The 18,299-nt window shown below is 29.8% G+C and carries 15 protein-coding genes; 1 reads left to right on the top strand and 14 read right to left on the bottom strand.

The window, feature by feature from the left end:
* Window positions 1-27 precede the first annotated feature (27 nt).
* The 11 genes from mtaB to hemW form a co-directional block, all read right to left on the bottom strand.
* Window positions 28-1,332: a tRNA (N(6)-L-threonylcarbamoyladenosine(37)-C(2))-methylthiotransferase MtaB gene (mtaB, locus tag LQE93_RS11935; RefSeq protein ID WP_186838085.1), complete on the bottom strand. Its 1,305-nt coding sequence runs from the start codon at window positions 1,330-1,332 to the stop codon at window positions 28-30.
* Window positions 1,332-2,096, bottom strand: coding sequence for an RsmE family RNA methyltransferase (locus LQE93_RS11930; protein WP_055267427.1), 765 nt, complete (start codon window positions 2,094-2,096; stop codon window positions 1,332-1,334). Before LQE93_RS11930 ends, mtaB begins: the two co-directional genes overlap by 1 nt.
* An 18-nt stretch (window positions 2,097-2,114) precedes the next feature.
* Window positions 2,115-3,056 (bottom strand): 50S ribosomal protein L11 methyltransferase, encoded by a 942-nt coding sequence (prmA, locus tag LQE93_RS11925; RefSeq protein WP_055267425.1) that lies wholly within the window; start codon window positions 3,054-3,056, stop codon window positions 2,115-2,117.
* A gap of 134 nt (window positions 3,057-3,190) precedes the next feature.
* Window positions 3,191-4,384 (bottom strand): O-antigen ligase family protein, encoded by a 1,194-nt coding sequence (locus LQE93_RS11920; protein ID WP_055267423.1) that lies wholly within the window; start codon window positions 4,382-4,384, stop codon window positions 3,191-3,193.
* A 220-nt stretch (window positions 4,385-4,604) separates the two neighbouring features.
* The gene (gene trmB, locus LQE93_RS11915; protein WP_055267421.1) at window positions 4,605-5,261 is read right to left on the bottom strand and encodes a tRNA (guanosine(46)-N7)-methyltransferase TrmB; all 657 of its coding nucleotides are present in this window, start codon (window positions 5,259-5,261) and stop codon (window positions 4,605-4,607) included.
* A gap of 135 nt (window positions 5,262-5,396) precedes the next feature.
* The gene (locus LQE93_RS11910) at window positions 5,397-6,947 is read right to left on the bottom strand and encodes a nitrite/sulfite reductase (RefSeq protein WP_055267419.1); all 1,551 of its coding nucleotides are present in this window, start codon (window positions 6,945-6,947) and stop codon (window positions 5,397-5,399) included.
* A gap of 197 nt (window positions 6,948-7,144) precedes the next feature.
* Window positions 7,145-8,275, bottom strand: coding sequence for a molecular chaperone DnaJ (gene dnaJ / locus LQE93_RS11905; protein ID WP_055267417.1), 1,131 nt, complete (start codon window positions 8,273-8,275; stop codon window positions 7,145-7,147).
* A gap of 206 nt (window positions 8,276-8,481) precedes the next feature.
* A complete protein-coding gene (dnaK, locus tag LQE93_RS11900; RefSeq protein ID WP_055267415.1) occupies window positions 8,482-10,335 on the bottom strand; it encodes a molecular chaperone DnaK in 1,854 nt (617 codons plus the stop codon).
* Window positions 10,336-10,397: 62 nt separating this feature from the next.
* Window positions 10,398-10,991 (bottom strand): nucleotide exchange factor GrpE, encoded by a 594-nt coding sequence (grpE, locus tag LQE93_RS11895; RefSeq protein ID WP_055267413.1) that lies wholly within the window; start codon window positions 10,989-10,991, stop codon window positions 10,398-10,400.
* 19 nt (window positions 10,992-11,010) lie between these two features.
* The gene (gene hrcA / locus LQE93_RS11890; RefSeq protein ID WP_055267411.1) at window positions 11,011-12,042 is read right to left on the bottom strand and encodes a heat-inducible transcriptional repressor HrcA; all 1,032 of its coding nucleotides are present in this window, start codon (window positions 12,040-12,042) and stop codon (window positions 11,011-11,013) included.
* 187 nt (window positions 12,043-12,229) lie between these two features.
* Window positions 12,230-13,360: a radical SAM family heme chaperone HemW gene (hemW, locus tag LQE93_RS11885; protein ID WP_055267409.1), complete on the bottom strand. Its 1,131-nt coding sequence runs from the start codon at window positions 13,358-13,360 to the stop codon at window positions 12,230-12,232.
* 108 nt (window positions 13,361-13,468) lie between these two features.
* On the opposite strand from hemW, the gene LQE93_RS11880 reads away from it, so the two are divergent.
* Window positions 13,469-14,380, top strand: a complete 912-nt coding sequence (locus LQE93_RS11880; RefSeq protein WP_231073818.1) for a patatin-like phospholipase family protein — start codon at window positions 13,469-13,471, stop codon at window positions 14,378-14,380.
* Between the two features lie 41 nt (window positions 14,381-14,421).
* Here the strand turns inward: LQE93_RS11880 and lepA are convergent, their stop codons facing one another.
* The 3 genes from lepA to LQE93_RS11865 all read right to left on the bottom strand — a co-directional run bounded on the left by lepA (window position 14,422) and on the right by LQE93_RS11865 (window position 17,995).
* A complete protein-coding gene (lepA, locus tag LQE93_RS11875; protein WP_055267405.1) occupies window positions 14,422-16,227 on the bottom strand; it encodes a translation elongation factor 4 in 1,806 nt (601 codons plus the stop codon).
* A 143-nt stretch (window positions 16,228-16,370) separates the two neighbouring features.
* Window positions 16,371-16,805 carry a hypothetical protein gene (locus LQE93_RS11870; RefSeq protein WP_055267403.1) on the bottom strand — a complete coding sequence of 145 codons (435 nt, stop codon included), beginning with the start codon at window positions 16,803-16,805 and terminating at the stop codon, window positions 16,371-16,373.
* Window positions 16,806-16,873: 68 nt separating this feature from the next.
* On the bottom strand, window positions 16,874-17,995 hold the full coding sequence (locus LQE93_RS11865; protein WP_231073816.1) for a stage II sporulation protein P: 1,122 nt from the start codon (window positions 17,993-17,995) through the stop codon (window positions 16,874-16,876).
* Window positions 17,996-18,299 lie beyond the last annotated feature (304 nt).

Here is an 18,299-nt window from a genome sequence, read left to right as displayed (position 1 = left end):
CTTGTAAACCTATCACTTGTCACTATCTTAAACCATTTCTGCTATTGCATAATCTTTTTCTGCTTTTTCTAGCTTAACATCTACTATTCTACCAGTAATATTAGCTGCCATGCAATGAACTTCAACTTTTATATAATTTCTTGTATACCCTTCATATACATCTTCTTTTCCTTTTACTTGCTGTTCAAATAAAACATCCATTTCTCTATCTATAAACTTCTCAGTAAAAGCTTTTTCATTTATGTCATTTAACTCTATAAGTTTTTTGCTTCTCTCATCTTTAACTTTCCCATCAATTTGGTTTGGCATATCAGCAGCCTTAGTTCCTTTTCTTGGGCTATACTTAAAGATATGAGTTTTTGTAAGCTTTATTCTCTTTAAGAATTCGTAAGTTTCATTGAACTCTTCTTCTGTCTCTCCTGGAAAACCAACTATTACATCTGTTGATATTGACACATCTGGAAGTGTTTCTCTTAAAAGATTTACTGAATCCTCATATTCTTTTGCAGTATATCTTCTATTCATTCTTTTTAATGTAGCATCACAACCACTTTGAAGAGAAAGATGGAAGTGAGGACAAAGCTTCTTAAAGCTTTTTATTTTTTCTATAACTTCTGGAGTGAAGAATGCAGGTTCTATCGAGCCTATTCTAATTCTTTCTATCCCATCAATTTTTTCAATTTCTTCAATTATTGAAATTAAATTTACATTACCTTCTAAATCTAATCCGTAAGATGCTGTATGTATTCCAGAAAGTATAACTTCTTTGAATCCATTTTTAGCAAGCTCCCTTACTTCAGAAAGTACCTTGTTTGGATCTTTTGAACATACTGAACCTCTTGCATATGGAATAGTGCAATATGTACAAAATCTATTACATCCATCTTGTATCTTTAAAAATGCTCTAGTTTTATCTTGATAATCTTCTATTTTTAAATCTTCAAAAACTTTGTTTTGAAGGACACCTTGCACGTGTACCTGAGATTTTCCTTCATCTTTAGCTTTGTTTACATAGTAAACTACATCACCTTTATTTCTAGTTCCTAAAACTACATCCACTCCTGGAATTTCAGAAACTTCTTTTGGTGACATTTGTGAATAACATCCAACTGCTGCTATTATTGCTTCTGGATTAGTTCTTCTTGCTCTACTTATTATCTGTCTTGATTTTTTATCTCCCATGTTGGTTACAGTACAAGTATTTATTACATAAACATCAGAAAACTGATCAAAGTCTACCACTTCATAACCTTCTCTTATAAACTTTTCTGCCATTGCTTCTGATTCATATTGATTAACTCTGCAACCTAATGTAGCAAACGCAACTTTCATTAAATTACTCCTCCTAAATCACTAAGCTCATATTGAATTAAAGATGCTGCTACAAATCCAGCTGTCTCTGTTCTTAAAATTCTCTTACCTAAAGTTATTATATGAGCACCTTTATCTTTTAGTTTAACAATTTCTTCCTCTTCAAATCCGCCTTCAGGACCAACTAATATTCCTACAGTTTTTATATCTCTTAAATTTATATTATCTTTTCTTAAATTGTTTATTAGAGTCTTTATACCAAACCCTTCTGCATTTTCATAAGGTACTAACATTAAATCTAATGTATCTATCTCTTCTAAAACATCATTAAAATCCATTGGTTCTAAAACCTTAGGAACAATACTTCTTTTGCTTTGCTTCGCTGCTTCAAGAGATATTCTATTTAATCTATCTAACTTCTTAAATTCACCTTTTAGTTTTACATCAACTCTTGAAGTTATTACTGGCTTAAACTCGTAAACTCCAAGTTCAGTACCCTTTTGAACTATAAGATCCATCTTTTGACTTTTAGGAAGTCCTTGATAAAGAGTTATCTTTATATCACTTTCATTACTTCCTTCTATAGTTTTAATTATATTTAATGTTACTTCTTGCTTATTAACACTATTTATTGTAGCTAAATATTCTGTGCCTTCACAATTATTTAAAACTACTTCCTCACCTGATGTTAATCTTAACACCTTCATTATATGCTTAACATCATCACCTATTATTTTTCCTACATTTTCATTTATTAATTCTTTTGCCGTAAAAAATTTATGCATACTTTTCACCTTTAAAGACTATTTTAATTTTGCAACTATACAGTTCCATTCTCCATCTCTATTTTTCTCTATTACTTCAAAACCTGAAGCTTCTAGCTTATCAACTACCATATCTACTCTATCATGAATAATTCCAGACGTTATAAAATATCCATTTTGCTTTAACACTCTCTTAACATCATCTGTAAGAATACAAATTATTTCAGCTAATATATTAGCAACTACTACATCGGCTTTTCCTTCTATAACTTCAACTAAGTTTCCGTGTAATATTTCTATATTATCTAAGTTATTATATTGAACATTTTCCAAAGAAGATTCTACAGCAACAGGATCTAAATCAACCCCTACAGCTTTTTTAGCTCCTAACTTAGCCGCTGCTATAGCAAGTATTCCTGATCCACACCCTACATCAAAAACAACACTTTCTTCTTTAACATACTTTTCTAATGATTGTATGCACATTCTAGTAGTTTCATGAGTTCCTGTTCCAAAAGCCATTCCTGGGTCTAAATTGACAACTAACTCACCATCTTTTTCTTCGTATTCTTCCCATATTGGCTTAACAACTATTTTCTCACCAACTTTAGAAGGCTTATAATATTTCTTCCAATTATTTGCCCAATCTTCTTCATGAACCTTTTCTGATTCTAACTTTCCTTCTCCAAGGTTTATTCCCATTTCTTTTAATTCTGAAAGTCTTTCATCTATGTATTTAAGAACTTCTTCTATATTATCTTCTTCTGAAAAATACGCTTTAACAACAGCAGCATTTCCTTTATGTTCTAAAATATTTATATCAGCAAAATCCCAAGTTAATGGTCCTTGCTCTCTTCCTAATATATCGTTTGGATCCTCTATTGCAACACCTTTGCAGTCTAAGCTATAAAAAATACCTGATACTGGCTCTAAAGCCTCACTTGTAGTTATAACTCTTACTTCAATCCATGTTCCTTCCATGTATATCATCCTCTCTTATTTTTTCCTATGACTAATTCTATATTCTACACTTATGTAAAGATAAAGTCTATATCTAATTTCTATTAAAAGCCATATTAAAAAGAGCCGTATAAACAGCCCTTTTTACATTTTAATTAAATTACAATTGTTTTTGCTTCCAGCTTAATAACATTTCCTTTATATTTTCTCTTTCTTTTATTTTCTACTTTTAATTTTCCATGTGATAAATTGAATACAATCGCACATGTGGACATAAATAATATTCCTAACTGCGGTGCATATAACGAACAATCAACTAACCCTTGAACTATCACAATCACATTTAGCGCCACTAATAATGGTACTAATGGTTCTTTTGTTTTATAAAGCTTAAATAAATCTTTAAACATCTTTAGCTTTATATATAAATACATACATAATCCAATTAATCCCGTAGATACCCAAAATGTTAAGTAAATATTATGTGAGTGTATACTATTTCCATTGTTATAGAAAAATTCTTTCCCATGTTCTAATGTAGCTAACGTCCCCCATCCCATTAAGGGCTTTTGAGCTATCATCTTTAAAGATCCAGTCCATATATCATATCTCGAAGAAAAAGAAATTCTAAGCTCATTAAAAACAGCTTTACTATCACCTTTACTTTCTAATATTAAAAACATTGATATAATAGTAAAAATGCTTAATCCTAAAATTATCATCTTTCTCTTATCTTTTAAACTCTTTAAAACATAGTAACAAATAAACGCCGCTACAAAAGCTACAAGAGCACCTGATGATTCTGTCAGTAAAAGTGCTATCAATATTATAGCAATGCATAGAGTATAAATATTTTTTTGTTTTTTTCCACTTGTTATTGCTCTTAAATATAAAGCTATAAATATAGCACTTGCAAACCAAGCCCCAGCCATATTAGGATTACCATAAGCACTAATAACCCTATCATTGAATGGATTTGAAAACTCTCCAGTTTTTCTAAAAATATAAAAATATACTCCCTTTTCTATTATTCCATTAATTGCCGTTAAAGCAGTTAGATAGATAGAATATTTAAAAGTCTTATGAATTCTTCTTATACTTATAAAATATCTCTGTCCCAAAAATCCTATAGCAAAGTACATAAGCAACATACTTGATCCTAAAAATGATAATACACTTTCATTTATAATCGCCACTATAAGAGACCAAATAAACAGCACTAATAGACCTATATTTAAATAGTTTTTTTCTATTTTACCTTTATTCTTAAACATTAAATACGTTGCATAGATTCCTGGAATAATAGAAGTAATAGGAGAAAATACAATCATCGTTACAAAAAATATCATAATCTTATCACCATTATTCCTTATTTCTTTTCAAAGCACTCGTACAAGTATACAGTTATTATAATTTAAATTCAATGAAATTTTCTTTAAAATTTCATTACATTATTGTCACTTTTATCTAGTAAACATATACATTGGATACCTACCATAATTGTTTGTTAAAAAAAATATAAAGTAAAAAGACTGTATTATCCAGTCTTTTTATTTTTAGAAATTTAGCCTATTTATATTCTGCAATTAAAAATTTTGTTTTTATACCTTGTTTCGTGAACATTTCTTCATGTTCTGTAACAACATTTCCCTCAAATCCACTATTGTGTAGATCATATGTTATATATTTTATATCTAAATTACACTCTTTAAAGTACTCTAATGATTCTTCAAATAACTCATCGTCATCTGTTTTAAACCATATTTCACCTTCTTTTTTTAAGAAAGTCTTATACTTGTTTAACTGTCTAGTGTGAGTTAATCTTCTCTTCTTGTGCCTATCTTTTGGCCAAGGATTACAGAAGTTTATATATATTCTATCTACTGTATCATCTTCACTTAGCATATCATCAATAAGAGCTATCTCCTGAGACATTAAAGCAACATTATTTAATTTATGATTCTTTTCTTCATATGCCTTTTCTATGTTTCTTTTAGCTAATACTAATACCTCGTCCTTTATATCTACGGCAATATAGTTTATATCTGGATTTTCAGATCCATGGACAGCCATAAACGTTCCTTTTCCACAACCTAATTCTAAATAAATAGGATTATTATTCTTAAAGAATTCTTTCCATTTTCCTTTATACTCACTAGGTTTCTGTATAAAGAAGTGACAAGCTTCTAACTCTGGTCTAGCCCATGGTTTTCTTCTCATTCTCATATAACTTCACTCCAAATCTTTTGTTTAAATCATAGATTAATTATACATCTATTTATATTTATTTCAATATTAAAAGGCTGCTATAATTCAAAGCAACCTTTTAATTTTAATTTTATATAATATTTAGTTATTATTTTAACACTTAAATTCTTCAAATATTTTTTTGAAGCTTTCTTCATTTTTTTCTAAATAAGTTGAAAAATTCATATTTTTATCTTCTAATTCCAGTGAAAGTTTATATATAAATTCTGGGATATCTTTCTTTAAAATATCTCCATAAATTTTTCCTAATCTACATTCTTTAGCTAAGAAGCTTCCATTAACATGTAATTCATAAGCTTCTTGAACTACATCATTTACTCTCTTCTTCTTTCCTGTTAGTCCTATTTCAGCAATTTCATGGACACCACAAGAATTTCCACATCCAGATATATAAACTCTTGGTAGTAAATCTAATCTATTTACTTTTTCTTTTATATAATCTAACATTTCATTTAAAGTTTCTTGGCTATTTCCTATTCCTAATTGGCAAGTCGGAACCCCTATACAAGAAACACTATATTCAAATGAAGTTTTTCCACCAATAGATTTAGTAACATCTAAAAGTCTCTTTACTTCATTTCCGTTAAGATTTCTAACATATACTCCTTCTGTCATTGATAATCTTAACTCTACTGCATCAAACTCTGAAATTATATCCTTTATAGCCTTTAACTCATCAATCTTTATTTGGCCACCAAATGGATGAATATATAAGCTATATAATCCTTCTTGCTTTTGAGGATATATTCTTTCATCTTCTATATCTATAGCTATTCCCTCTTTATTGCATACTACAGGCGTAACATCTATATCTAATTCTCCTCTTTCTTTAGCTTCTTCTACATATCTTCTATATTCATTAATGAAGTTTTCTTCGCCTAACTTCTCTACCATATATCTTACACGAGCTTTTGCTTTATTTTCATAGTTTCCTTCTGCCTTAAATAAATTAACCATACCTTCTACATAGTATAAAACTTCGTCTGGATTTATTAACTCTGGATATATTAAAGCTAATCTCGGATTTCTTCCAAGTCCACCACCTAAATATACCCTAAATTGATTTTTGCCATTTTCATTAACAGCTAAGAACCCAAGATCTTGAATTGTACAGTGTGCAGTATCTCTCTCGCTATTTGAAAATGATACCTTAAGCTTTCTTGGTAATTTATATGTTGTTATTCTTTCCATAAAATAATTTCCTACAGCTAATGCATATGGTGTAGGATCAAAAGCTTCTTCTTTATCTACTCCTGATAACGGTGATAAAGCAACATTTCTTGGGAAGTTACCACCTGCTCCACGAGTATATATATCTTCCTTTAATGCATCTTCCATTAAATCACATACTGAATCTATAGATATTCCATGATATTGTATTGCTTGACGAGTAGTAAAATGTAATTTATCTAATCCATACTTTACTGCCCAGTCATATATTAAATTTAATTGCGGTACAGTAATTATTCCTGATGGAATTCTTAACCTAATCATAAATTCCTTTCCACCTTTATGAGCATAAACTCCCATTCCACCTGAAGCATGCTTAAAATCCATCATAGAGACTTCCCCATCATAAAACTTATGACCTAACTCTCTAAAGTCCTCTATTTCAGATAATAACTTTTCTTTTAATTCTTTCATTGTACACCTCACATCTTTTAATCATATATTTTAATATACTATTAAAATTATATAAGATTTAATATTATGTTTTATATCTTCAACACTAGTTTAAAATATATTAACTTTTAATACTTTATTAGTATATACCTTTTTGTCATAATAAATCTACCCAAAATTTAATCCAATTAAAAAAGCTGCAAATTCGCAGCTTTTTTTTATCTAAATAAATCTTTAAAACCTTTTTTGTGCTTTACTTCACCATCTATACTTTCACCACAAGCTTCCATAAATGCTTTTAAAGCATCCTTTTGCTTTTCGTTTAAGTTCTTAGGAATATCAACTATTACTCTTACGTACTGATCTCCTCTACCTGATGAATTAACTCTCGGAACACCTTTACCCTTTAATCTAAATAAAGTTCCTGATTGTGTTCCTTCAGGAATTGTATATTTTACATCTCCATCTACTGTTGGTACAATTATTTCAACACCTAATGCTGCTTTACTCATAGAGATATGAGTATCTATATATATGTCATTTCCTCTTCTTTCAAACTGCTTTGATGCTGATACATTTATTCTTACATATAAATCACCTGCAGGACCACCATTGTTACCATGTTCACCTTGTCCTCTTAATGGAATTATATTTCCTGTATCAACCCCAGCTGGAACCTTAACCTTTATAACTCTTCTCTTTCTTACTTTACCTTTTCCTGAACATGTTGGACATGGATTATCAACTATTGTTCCTTTTCCACCACATCTATCACAAGTTGAAGTACTTACGAAGTTACCAAGCGGTGTTTGTCTTTGAACTCTTACTTGACCACTTCCTCCACATTGATCACAAGTTTTTGGTGTACTTCCAGCCTTAGCACCTGTTCCATGACACTCTTCACAATTTTCATTTTTAGTAATTGTAATCTCTTTTTCAGTTCCAAATATAGCTTCTTCAAAAGTTAAATTTAAAGTATATTCTATATCTGCACCCTTAGTTGGTCCATTTCTTCTTCTTGATGAACCACCACCGCCTCCAAAAAAGCTTTCAAATATATCTCCAAAGCCTCCCATATCTGAGAAGTCAAAGCCACCAAATCCACCTGATCCAAATCCACTTCCATCAAAGTCAGCAGTTCCAAATTGATCATATCTAGCCTTTTTCTCTGGATCAGAAAGTACTTGATATGCTTCATTTATTTCTTTAAACTTTTCTTCTGCTTCCTTATTTCCTTGATTCTTATCAGGATGGTATTTAATAGCTAGCTTTCTAAAGGCTCTTTTTATTTCATCATCACTTGCTCCCTTTTCAAGTCCAAGAGAAGCATAGTAGTCTTTACTTGCCATCTATCATGCCACCACCTATTTTTTTCATTATATTACTTAAGCAATATTAACATTTATAAACAAAATAGTAAACTACTTTATTTAATTAAGGATTAAGAGTTAAAAGTTTATAAAAAAATTCTAACTAAAGTTTTCTCATTAACTCTTAACTTATCAATCTTAACTTTAAAGAAGGGAAGACGGCTTTGTCTTCCCTCTATAATTTATTATTTATCGTCTTTAACTTCGAAGTCTGCATCTACTACATTGTCATCATGATGAGCTGAACCTTGGTTTGCTCCACCCATATTGTTTGGATCAAATCCTTCTGCTCCACCTTGAGCTCCTGCAGCTTGGTACATCTTTGAAGATATAGCGTAGAATTCTTGAGTTAATTCTTCTGTAGCTTTCTTGATAGCTTCTAAATCTTCTCCATCTTTAACAGCTTTTAATGCATCTAACTTAGCAGTTATCTTAGCTTTATCATCAGCAGCAATCTTATCTCCTAATTCTTCTAATTGTTTTTCTGTTTGATAAGCTAATTGGTCAGCATTATTCTTAACTTCTATAGATTCTTTTCTCTTCTTATCTTCTTCAGCAAATTTTTCAGCTTCTTTTACTGCTCTTTCTACTTCTTCATCAGAAAGGTTAGTTGAAGCAGTGATTGTGATGTTAGCTTCTTTTCCAGTTCCTTTATCCATAGCTGAAACCTTAACTATACCGTTAGCATCTATATCAAATGTAACTTCGATTTGTGGAATTCCTCTTGGAGCTGGAGCTATTCCTGATAGAGTAAATCTACCTAAAGTCTTGTTATCAGCAGCCATTTGTCTTTCACCTTGAACTACGTGAATTTCAACTGATGTTTGACCATCTGCAGCTGTTGAGAATACTTGACTCTTCTTAGTTGGAATAGTTGTATTTCTTTCTATTAATGCTGTTGCAACTCCACCTAATGTTTCAATTCCAAGTGTTAATGGTGTAACGTCTAATAATAATACGTCTTTAACTTCTCCTGTTAATACACCTGCTTGGATAGCTGCACCTACAGCAACGCATTCATCTGGGTTAACTCCCTTTGAAGGTTCTTTTCCAGTGAAGTTTTTAACTGCTTCTTGAACAGCTGGTATTCTTGTTGATCCACCAACTAATATTACTTTATCTATTTGGCTCATTGAAAGTCCCGCATCAGCTAAAGCTTTCTTCATTGGCTCAATAGATCTTTGAACTAAGTCATGAGTTAATTCATTGAATTTTGCTCTAGTTAAGTTTAAGTCTATGTGCTTTGGACCAGTTGCATCAGCAGTGATGAATGGTAAGTTGATGTTTGTTTGCATTGAAGATGATAATTCAATCTTAGCTTTTTCTGCAGCTTCTTTTAATCTTTGAAGTGCCATCTTATCATTTCTTAAATCTATACCATTTTCAGCTTTGAAAGTTTCTGCGATGTAGTTCATTATCTTTTCATCGAAGTCATCTCCACCAAGCTTAGTATCACCATTTGTTGCTAATACTTCGAATACTCCATCACCTAATTCAAGGATAGATACGTCGAATGTACCTCCACCAAGGTCATATACAAATATTTTTTCGCTGTGGTCAGTCTTATCTAGACCATAAGCTAATGAAGCAGCTGTTGGTTCGTTTATTATTCTTAAAACTTCTAATCCTGCTATTCTACCAGCATCTTTAGTCGCTTGTCTTTGAGCATCATTAAAGTATGCAGGAACAGTTATAACTGCTTGAGTTACTTTTTCACCTAAATAAGCTTCAGCATCTGCTTTGATTTTTTGAAGAATCATTGCTGATATTTCTTGTGGTGAATAAGTTTTGTCATCAATCTTAGTTTTGTGGTCAGTTCCCATTTCTCTCTTTATAGAGATTATTGTATGATCAGGATTTGTAATCGCTTGTCTTTTAGCAACTTGCCCTACTAATCTTTCTCCGTTTGCTTGGAAAGATACTACTGATGGAGTAGTTCTTGCACCTTCAGAGTTAGCAATAACTACTGGTTCTCCACCTTCCATAACGGCTACACATGAATTTGTTGTACCTAAATCAATACCTATAATTTTTCCCATAATAATTTCCTCCTCGAAATCTATCTATAATTTAGAATCTTATTTACTTTTATAAAATTAAATTAGTTTGCTACTTTTACCATAGTATATCTAATTATCTTGTCATTTCTTTTATATCCTTTTAAGAATACTTCTGCTACTGAATTCTTTTCAAAATTTTCATCTTGAACATGCATTACTGCTTGATGAAAGTTTGGATCAAATCCTGAAGTAGTATCTATTTCTTCAACACCTAATTTTTCTAAAGATGATTGGAATCCTTTTATAGTCATTTCTATACCTTTTTTAAGGTCTTCAACGCTACCATCTACAGCAATAGCTCTTTCAAGATTATCTAAAACAGGTACTAATTCCTTTAATACATCAACACAAGCATCTGTATAAATACCTTCTTTTTCTTTACTTGTTCTTTTTCTAAAGTTATCATACTCAGCCGATAGTCTCATTAATCTATCTTTTAATGTATTAAGTTCATTATCAAGTTTCTTTTTTTCATCTTTTAACTTTCTTACCATAGATAGTGTATCCTCTTCATTATTTTCTTCCACTACTTCTTCTGTAGTGTCTTCTACTTCTTCAACTATCTCTTCATTAGTTTCTTTTTCTTTAACCTCTTCAAGAACTTCATCTTGTTCTAACTCTCTTTTCTCTTCCATTACTACACCTCAACAATCATTAATCAAGACTTTGATTTTTAAGACTTTTATTTAATTCCTTCATCACTTGAGCCATTATAGAAAGCACCTTAGAATAATTAATTCTTCTAGGACCTATCAGTCCTATACTTCCTATTGCTCTACCTCCTAATGTATACTCTGCTGTTATTACAGAACATTCTTTAGCTTCAGGAATATAGTTTTCATCACCAATTCTTACAGTTATATCACCATCTGGCTCTAACAACTCTATTACACAATCCTTGTTACTTATAAGTTGAATCATCTCTTTAGCTTTTTCAATATCATTATATTCAGGGTAATTAAATAAATTTGTAGTTCCTTCTACCACTAATTCTTCTTTATCGCTGCTATTTAAACTTTCATATAAAGCTGGAAGTATAGCATTAAATAAATCATCAAATCCTGCTAGTTCTTTTTTAACTTCATTTATAACTTCTAAATTAATTGCTTCAATCGTCAAATTCTTCAATTTACTATTTAAAACATCATTAATTCTAGCTAATTTATCACTAGGTGGCATATTACTAATTTTAATTCTATGATTTTTAATTACTCCACTATCTGTAACAATAACTGAAATTAAATTTGATTCATCTATTTTTATAAGCTGAATAGATTTAATATAGCTTCTCTTCATTGAAGGTGTTTGCACTATACATGTTAAATTTGTAAGTTCAGAAAGTAATACACAGGCTTCTTTTAATATTTTATCTACTTCGTACATAGCAGAATTAATTATATATTCTTTAATCTTTAATTCTTCCTCTTTACTTAACTGAGCCTTCTCCATTAACCTATCTACATATAGTCTGTATCCCTTACTTGAAGGTATTCTCCCTGAAGATGTATGGGGTTGCTCTAAGTAACCCATTTCTTCTAGATCCGCCATCTCATTTCTAATAGTTGCAGATCCTACTCCTAAGTTATATTTCTTAGCTATCGTTCTTGATCCAACAGGTTCACCTGTCATAATATAGTCATTAATGATGGCTTGTAATATTTTTATTTTTCTTTCATCAATAGCCATAACACCACTCCTATTGTTAGCACTCATTAAGTTCGAGTGCTAATGACTACATTAACAATATATTATTCTTTAGCTTTTTTGTCAATTTCATATTACGTTAAATTTTCAGAATATTTTTTATAACTTTTTATTTTTTCAAGTTTATCTCTTATTTCCTTTATTTTTCTTTCATTTACTACCATTTCATTTATTTGTCTAATATAAATTCTGCCATTACATTATTAGAAAAGTCCATCCCTATTGATGTTAGGTATATTCTACCGTTTTCTTTCTTTAAGAAACCATTCTTTATATTTTTCTCTAAGACTTTTTCATATATACTCTCTACTGACATATTAAATCTTTCCTCGAATTCCTTAATACTTATTCCTTTATTCATTCTTAATCCCATAAATATAAATTCTTCTATTTCATCTTCTTCAGAATTAATATACTTCTCTTCATATACTTCTATGCCAGAGTTAATTTTACTTATATATTCTTCAATATTATCAATATTTTTAATTCTTGTACCATCTATATAAGAACTTGCTGCAGTACCTAAACCTATATAGTCTTTTAACTGCCAGTATACCTTATTATGCTCACACTCTTTTCCATCTAAACTATAATTGGATATTTCATATTGGTGATACCCATGATCTTTTAATACACCTTTTGTTAATTTATCCATTTCTCTTTCCATTTCTTCAGTAGGAAGCTTCAACAATCCTTTTTCATATAAATTATAGAAAACAGTTCCCTCTTCAATTATTAAACTATATGCAGATATGTGCTCTGGCTTTATACTGCATATAGTTTCTAATGTATCTTTCCAATCTTCAACTGTTTGATTAGGCAGTCCATACATTATATCTACATTAATATTTTTAAATCCTAACTCTCTTGCTAATTTAAAATTATCTAAAAACTCCTCATAGCTATGAATACGACCAACTTCCTTCAATAACGAATCTTTTGTAGATTGTAATCCAAAACTAATCCTATTAACTCCACCATTTTTCATAGCTATCAATTTTTCTTTAAATAAAACTCCTGGATTACATTCCATACTAAATTCGATATCTTTATGAAGATTAAGCTTATTTATTGCTAATAATAGCTTTTCTATTTGATTTACTTCTAAATATGATGGTGTTCCGCCTCCAATAAAAATAGTTTTAATTATATAACCTCTAGCTCTTTTTTCTATTTCCTCAATAAGTGCATCCACATAATCTTCCTTAAATCTTTCTTTTCCTGAATATGATGGAAAATCACAATAAAAACATTTCTGCTTACAAAATGGAATATGTATATATAAACTAATCTCTTTCATCTATCTCAACTCTTTCATCTTTTCTATTTATCTTTTTATATGATAAATTATCATATAAAACATTTTTGAATAAAATAATATATATTAATCTTAAGGAGTAAATTTCCATTGAAGAATTTTAAAATTCTATCTTTTGACGGTGGTGGTATAAAAGGTGCTCTTTCAACTAGAATAATTCTTAGATTAACTCAAAAATATCCTACTTTATTAGAAGATATAGATTTATTTGCTGGCACCTCAACCGGTTCAATAATTGCACTATATTTAGCATATTCAAAAAATTCTTATGCAATTGATAATCTTTACAATGAAGAAAATATAAAAAAAATATTTTCAAAAAAAAGACCGAATTTTTTTATACCCAAATTTAGCAGTAAAAATTTATTAAAAGAACTGAAAGCTAACTTTCCAGAAGGCTTAAAATTAAAAGATTTACATCCTTATGTTTTTATTCCTACCTTTAGCACTAACGGCTTCACATCAAACTCTTGGGAACCAGTTTTTTTAAATAATTTAACTGATAATACTACTGCTGAATTCTCTGTTATTGATGCTGCACTTGCTAGTTCTGCTGCTCCTACATATTTCCCATCTCATAAAGGCTTTATAGATGGGGGAGTTGTTGTAAATAATCCTACTCCAATAGCTTCATTCTTTGCACTTAGTAAACTGGATTCTATAAGTAGTTCTAGTCAACTAAGAATACTTTCTATAGGTACTGGTAACTATCCAAATAAAATTGCCTCTAATACAGCTAAATGGGGTATGCTTCAATGGGCATTTGATCCATTTATAAGCATTAAATCTCCTATATTAACTATTCTTTTAGAAGGCTCTAGTCTAGTTGAAGATATTTATTGCAAAGAATTATTTATGCAAAATTATTTTAGATTAAATCCAATAATTCCTGATCATATTGAAATGGATGATTACAAAAAAGTTTCTCTCTTAAAAAATATTGCTGATTCTCTTGATTTAACAGAGCTTTATAATTATATAGATAATATTTTTTATAAATAAATAAGGAGCTGTTCACTTTGTCAACAGCTCCTTTATATATATTAGTCTACTTTTAATACAGCCATAAATGCTTCTTGTGGAACTTCAACAGAACCTACCTGTCTCATTCTCTTCTTACCTTCTTTTTGCTTTTCAAGAAGCTTCTTCTTTCTTGATATATCTCCACCATAACATTTAGCAAGTACGTCTTTTCTCATCGCTTTAACAGTTTCTCTTGCTATAACTTTAGAACCTACAGCAGCTTGAATTGGTACTTCAAACATTTGTCTTGGAATTATTTCCTTTAACTTTTCTGCTATACCTCTACCTTTATGATAAGCTCTTTCTTTTGGAACAATCATAGATAATGCATCTACTACATCTCCATTTAGTAATATATCAAGCTTAACAAGTTCAGTTCTTGCATAACCTTTTAATTCATAATCAAATGATGCATATCCTCTTGTTCTTGATTTTAATGTGTCAAAGAAATCATAAACTATTTCATTTAATGGAATATCATAAGCTATAGAAACTCTTGTTTCTTCTAGATATTGCATATCAATAAATGTTCCTCTTCTTTCTTGACATAAATCCATTATAGCTCCAACGTAATCAGTTGGTGATATTATGTTAGCCTTAACTACTGGCTCTTCCATAAAATCTATCTCTGTTGGTTCTGGTAAATTAGTTGGATTCGTAAGTTCTATCATCTCTCCATTAGTCTTTGTAACTTTATAAATAACTGATGGAGCAGTAGTAATAATATCTAAATTAAATTCTCTTTCAATTCTTTCTTGAATTATTTCCATATGAAGTAATCCTAAGAATCCGCATCTAAATCCAAATCCTAAAGCTATTGATGTTTCTGGTTCGAAATCTAAAGCAGCATCATTTATTTGTAGTTTTTCTAATGCTTCTTTTAATTCATCATATTTAGCACCATCTACTGGATATATACCTGAGTAAACCATTGGTACTGCTTTCTTATACCCTGGAAGTGCATGTTCAGTTGGTCTATCTGCTTCTGTTATAGTGTCACCAACTCTTGCGTCTGCAACATTTTTAATTGAAGCTGTTATATAACCAACATCTCCAGCCATTAACTCACCTATTGGTAATAGTCTTGGAGTAAATACTCCCACTTCTGTTACATCATAAACCTTATTTGTGTTCATAAGCTTAATCTTTGTACCAGGCTTAACTTTACCATCAATTACTCTTACATAGCATACTACACCTTTGTAGCTATCATAGTATGAATCAAATATTAAACATTTTAATGGTGCTTCTTCATCACCTGATGGCGCTGGAACTTTTTCTACTATCGTTTCTAAAACATCTTCTACATTTAAACCTGTTTTTGCAGATATCATAGGTGCATCATGAGCTTCTATTCCTATAACATCTTCAATTTCTTGCTTAACTTCATCAGGTCTTGCTGATGCTAAGTCAACTTTATTTATAACAGGAGCTATTTCAAGATCGTTATCTAATGCTAAATAACAGTTAGCTAAAGTTTGTGCTTGTATTCCTTGAGTTGCATCTACAACTAATACAGCTCCTTCACATGCAGCTAAGCTTCTTGAAACCTCATATGTAAAGTCTACGTGACCTGGAGTATCAATAAGGTTTAATATGTATTCTTCACCATTCGGACGTCTATAAACCAGTCTTGCTGCTTGAGATTTAATAGTTATTCCTCTTTCTTTTTCAATCTCCATATTATCAAGAACTTGTTCTTCCATTTCTCTTTGGGTAAGGGTTCCTGTTATCTCTAATAGTCTATCTGCTAATGTTGATTTACCATGATCTATATGAGCTACTATTGAGAAATTTCTTATCTTTGATTGTCTATTACTTTGCATATATCTTAACTACTTTAAACAATAAAGCAGCTTTTTCACCCCCATTTAATTAAATCAAGCTAAATTATAACATATATCACCGAGGAGGTGTCAAGAATATTGGGTTATAACTATAACTTATTACTGTGTAATTATTAAAAATATTATTCACCTTCTAAAGAATTAATAAAATCTTCAACTACGTTTTCCAATTCACCCTTATTTTCTATTTCCTTAACATTTTCTTTGCTCTCTGTTTTTTCATTAAACTTTTCTTCTATTTTCTTATAACTATTTTTAAAAAAATCTATAACAGGATTAAAAATTTTCAAAAACGGATTATTTTTGGTTAAATTAATTTCTTTTTTATTTATTTTTACTGTTGCAGAATTATCTCCCTCTTCTCCTAAATAAATTTTCATCGGCGATTTATCCATAATAAATTCTGAAAAATCCTCACCAAATTCTTCATTTATTTTATTAAAATTATCTTGGAAATTCCCCACAGGAGATAGAATTTCTGTATTTATTATATTTATTTTTATTACACTTACTATTATTAATATTGCAATTATACAAAATATAAAATACTTTTTCATAAAAAAAGCACCCCCTAACTTACTAGCTATAAGGATGCTCACTTTTTTATAATTTTATTCAATTATTTTTACTCTTTAAAGTACTCTGCTATTACTCTTGCCATATACTTAGCTGAAAGTTTTGCCTCAACTGATGTATTTACATTTGCTCCTACTTCCCAAACGACAATGTTATCACTCAAACTCATATTAAATCCATTTATACCTCCAATTTCATAATGGAATATGTCTTTATTTCTCATAAGTCCTGGAAATAAATTGTTTGTTATTCCTGCTAAACTACTAGCTAAAGCTGTATTAGCTTCCAATCTACTACTATTTACACTTGTTACAAACATTATTCTAGCTAAATCTTGTCCATTTATATTAGCTGTCACAAGATTCTTATCTTCCACAGAATCTCTGTGTAAATCTATTATCAAATCAAAATCTCCATATTCATTTAGATAATTTTGAAGGGTCTCCTGTGACCTATCATAACATACAGTATAATTATTATCATGAATAGTCTTATCATGTATTACTGTTATTCCATAGCCTTCTTCTAACTCTTTAGCTAAAACATCTCCGACACCTATTACATTAATATCTTCATTATCGGTATTCCATCTAGCATCTGATCCTATTTCTGCATAACCTTCATGGCTATGAGTATGATATATTAGAACTTTAATATTTAAAGGTTCTAATATGGACTTTAAATTTGGATCAAAAGCCTCACTTACTGCATTTAATTGCGCTAAATCTTCCTCCGTAACCTTAGCTATACTATTTTCACTTACTTCATATCGTGATAAAAACGGTATACTTGATTTACTTGTTACTTCCGGATTTCCTATATTCTTAAATAAACTTATCTCATTTCCTATAATGCTAGAAGTACTTATTTTAGTTAATCCTAATGTTTCTGCAATAACCTTCTTTAATGTTAGTTTGCTTTCATAATGAACACTTTCATCATAAACTGTTGTCTCGACTACAGGCATAGAAAAATTTAATAATTGAACATATGGCAAAGCCCCTCTTTCACTATAGCTATTTATAACATTAAAAGCTCTAAAGGCTAAAAATATAACAATCAAAATCATAACTATATATCCAATACTAAATTTTGTTTTTCCTCTTGCCCTAAGATTATTTATAGGTCCTCCTCTGTTAAACTTAAAGTTATTTGAATAATATCTTTCCATGTAAATATCCCTCCATACTTTTAAGTAAAAATCTAAATCTTAAATTTAGTTATTTGAACTTACATATATAAACTCATGTGAGTAGTATGTTTCTTTTATTATGTATATGAGGGTTTTACATAATTATTAATACAAACCAAAAATATTTCATACATCAAATTCTTAACTTTAATTATAAAAAAACTAGTAAAAGCTTTAAAAAAGACATTTTACTTATATAAAAGTTGTAAATATGGTAAACTTTCATTTTCATTTTTTGTATTCATAACCTGTAAAAATCTAAAAGAAAAAAATAGAATCACTA

This window comes from Clostridium sp. NSJ-145 (assembly GCF_021044725.1).
Taxonomy (GTDB): Bacteria; Bacillota; Clostridia; order Clostridiales; family Clostridiaceae; genus Clostridium; species Clostridium disporicum_B.
The sequence above is the reverse complement of the archived record's forward strand: the minus strand, read 5'-3'. Positions and strand labels throughout refer to the sequence as shown.

What these genes read in the sequence shown, in the direction of transcription:
- mtaB (WP_186838085.1), bottom strand. Translation starts at nt 1,332, where the DNA reads ATGAAAGTTGCGTTTGCTACATTAGGTTGCAGAGTTAATCAATATGAA.
- LQE93_RS11930 (WP_055267427.1), bottom strand. Translation starts at nt 2,096, where the DNA reads ATGCATAAATTTTTTACGGCAAAAGAATTAATAAATGAAAATGTAGGA.
- prmA (WP_055267425.1), bottom strand. Translation starts at nt 3,056, where the DNA reads ATGGAAGGAACATGGATTGAAGTAAGAGTTATAACTACAAGTGAGGCT.
- LQE93_RS11920 (WP_055267423.1), bottom strand. Translation starts at nt 4,384, where the DNA reads ATGATATTTTTTGTAACGATGATTGTATTTTCTCCTATTACTTCTATT.
- trmB (WP_055267421.1), bottom strand. Translation starts at nt 5,261, where the DNA reads ATGAGAATGAGAAGAAAACCATGGGCTAGACCAGAGTTAGAAGCTTGT.
- LQE93_RS11910 (WP_055267419.1), bottom strand. Translation starts at nt 6,947, where the DNA reads ATGAAAGAATTAAAAGAAAAGTTATTATCTGAAATAGAGGACTTTAGA.
- dnaJ (WP_055267417.1), bottom strand. Translation starts at nt 8,275, where the DNA reads ATGGCAAGTAAAGACTACTATGCTTCTCTTGGACTTGAAAAGGGAGCA.
- dnaK (WP_055267415.1), bottom strand. Translation starts at nt 10,335, where the DNA reads ATGGGAAAAATTATAGGTATTGATTTAGGTACAACAAATTCATGTGTA.
- grpE (WP_055267413.1), bottom strand. Translation starts at nt 10,991, where the DNA reads ATGGAAGAGAAAAGAGAGTTAGAACAAGATGAAGTTCTTGAAGAGGTT.
- hrcA (WP_055267411.1), bottom strand. Translation starts at nt 12,042, where the DNA reads ATGGCTATTGATGAAAGAAAAATAAAAATATTACAAGCCATCATTAAT.
- hemW (WP_055267409.1), bottom strand. Translation starts at nt 13,360, where the DNA reads ATGAAAGAGATTAGTTTATATATACATATTCCATTTTGTAAGCAGAAA.
- lepA (WP_055267405.1), bottom strand. Translation starts at nt 16,227, where the DNA reads ATGCAAAGTAATAGACAATCAAAGATAAGAAATTTCTCAATAGTAGCT.
- LQE93_RS11870 (WP_055267403.1), bottom strand. Translation starts at nt 16,805, where the DNA reads ATGAAAAAGTATTTTATATTTTGTATAATTGCAATATTAATAATAGTA.
- LQE93_RS11865 (WP_231073816.1), bottom strand. Translation starts at nt 17,995, where the DNA reads ATGGAAAGATATTATTCAAATAACTTTAAGTTTAACAGAGGAGGACCT.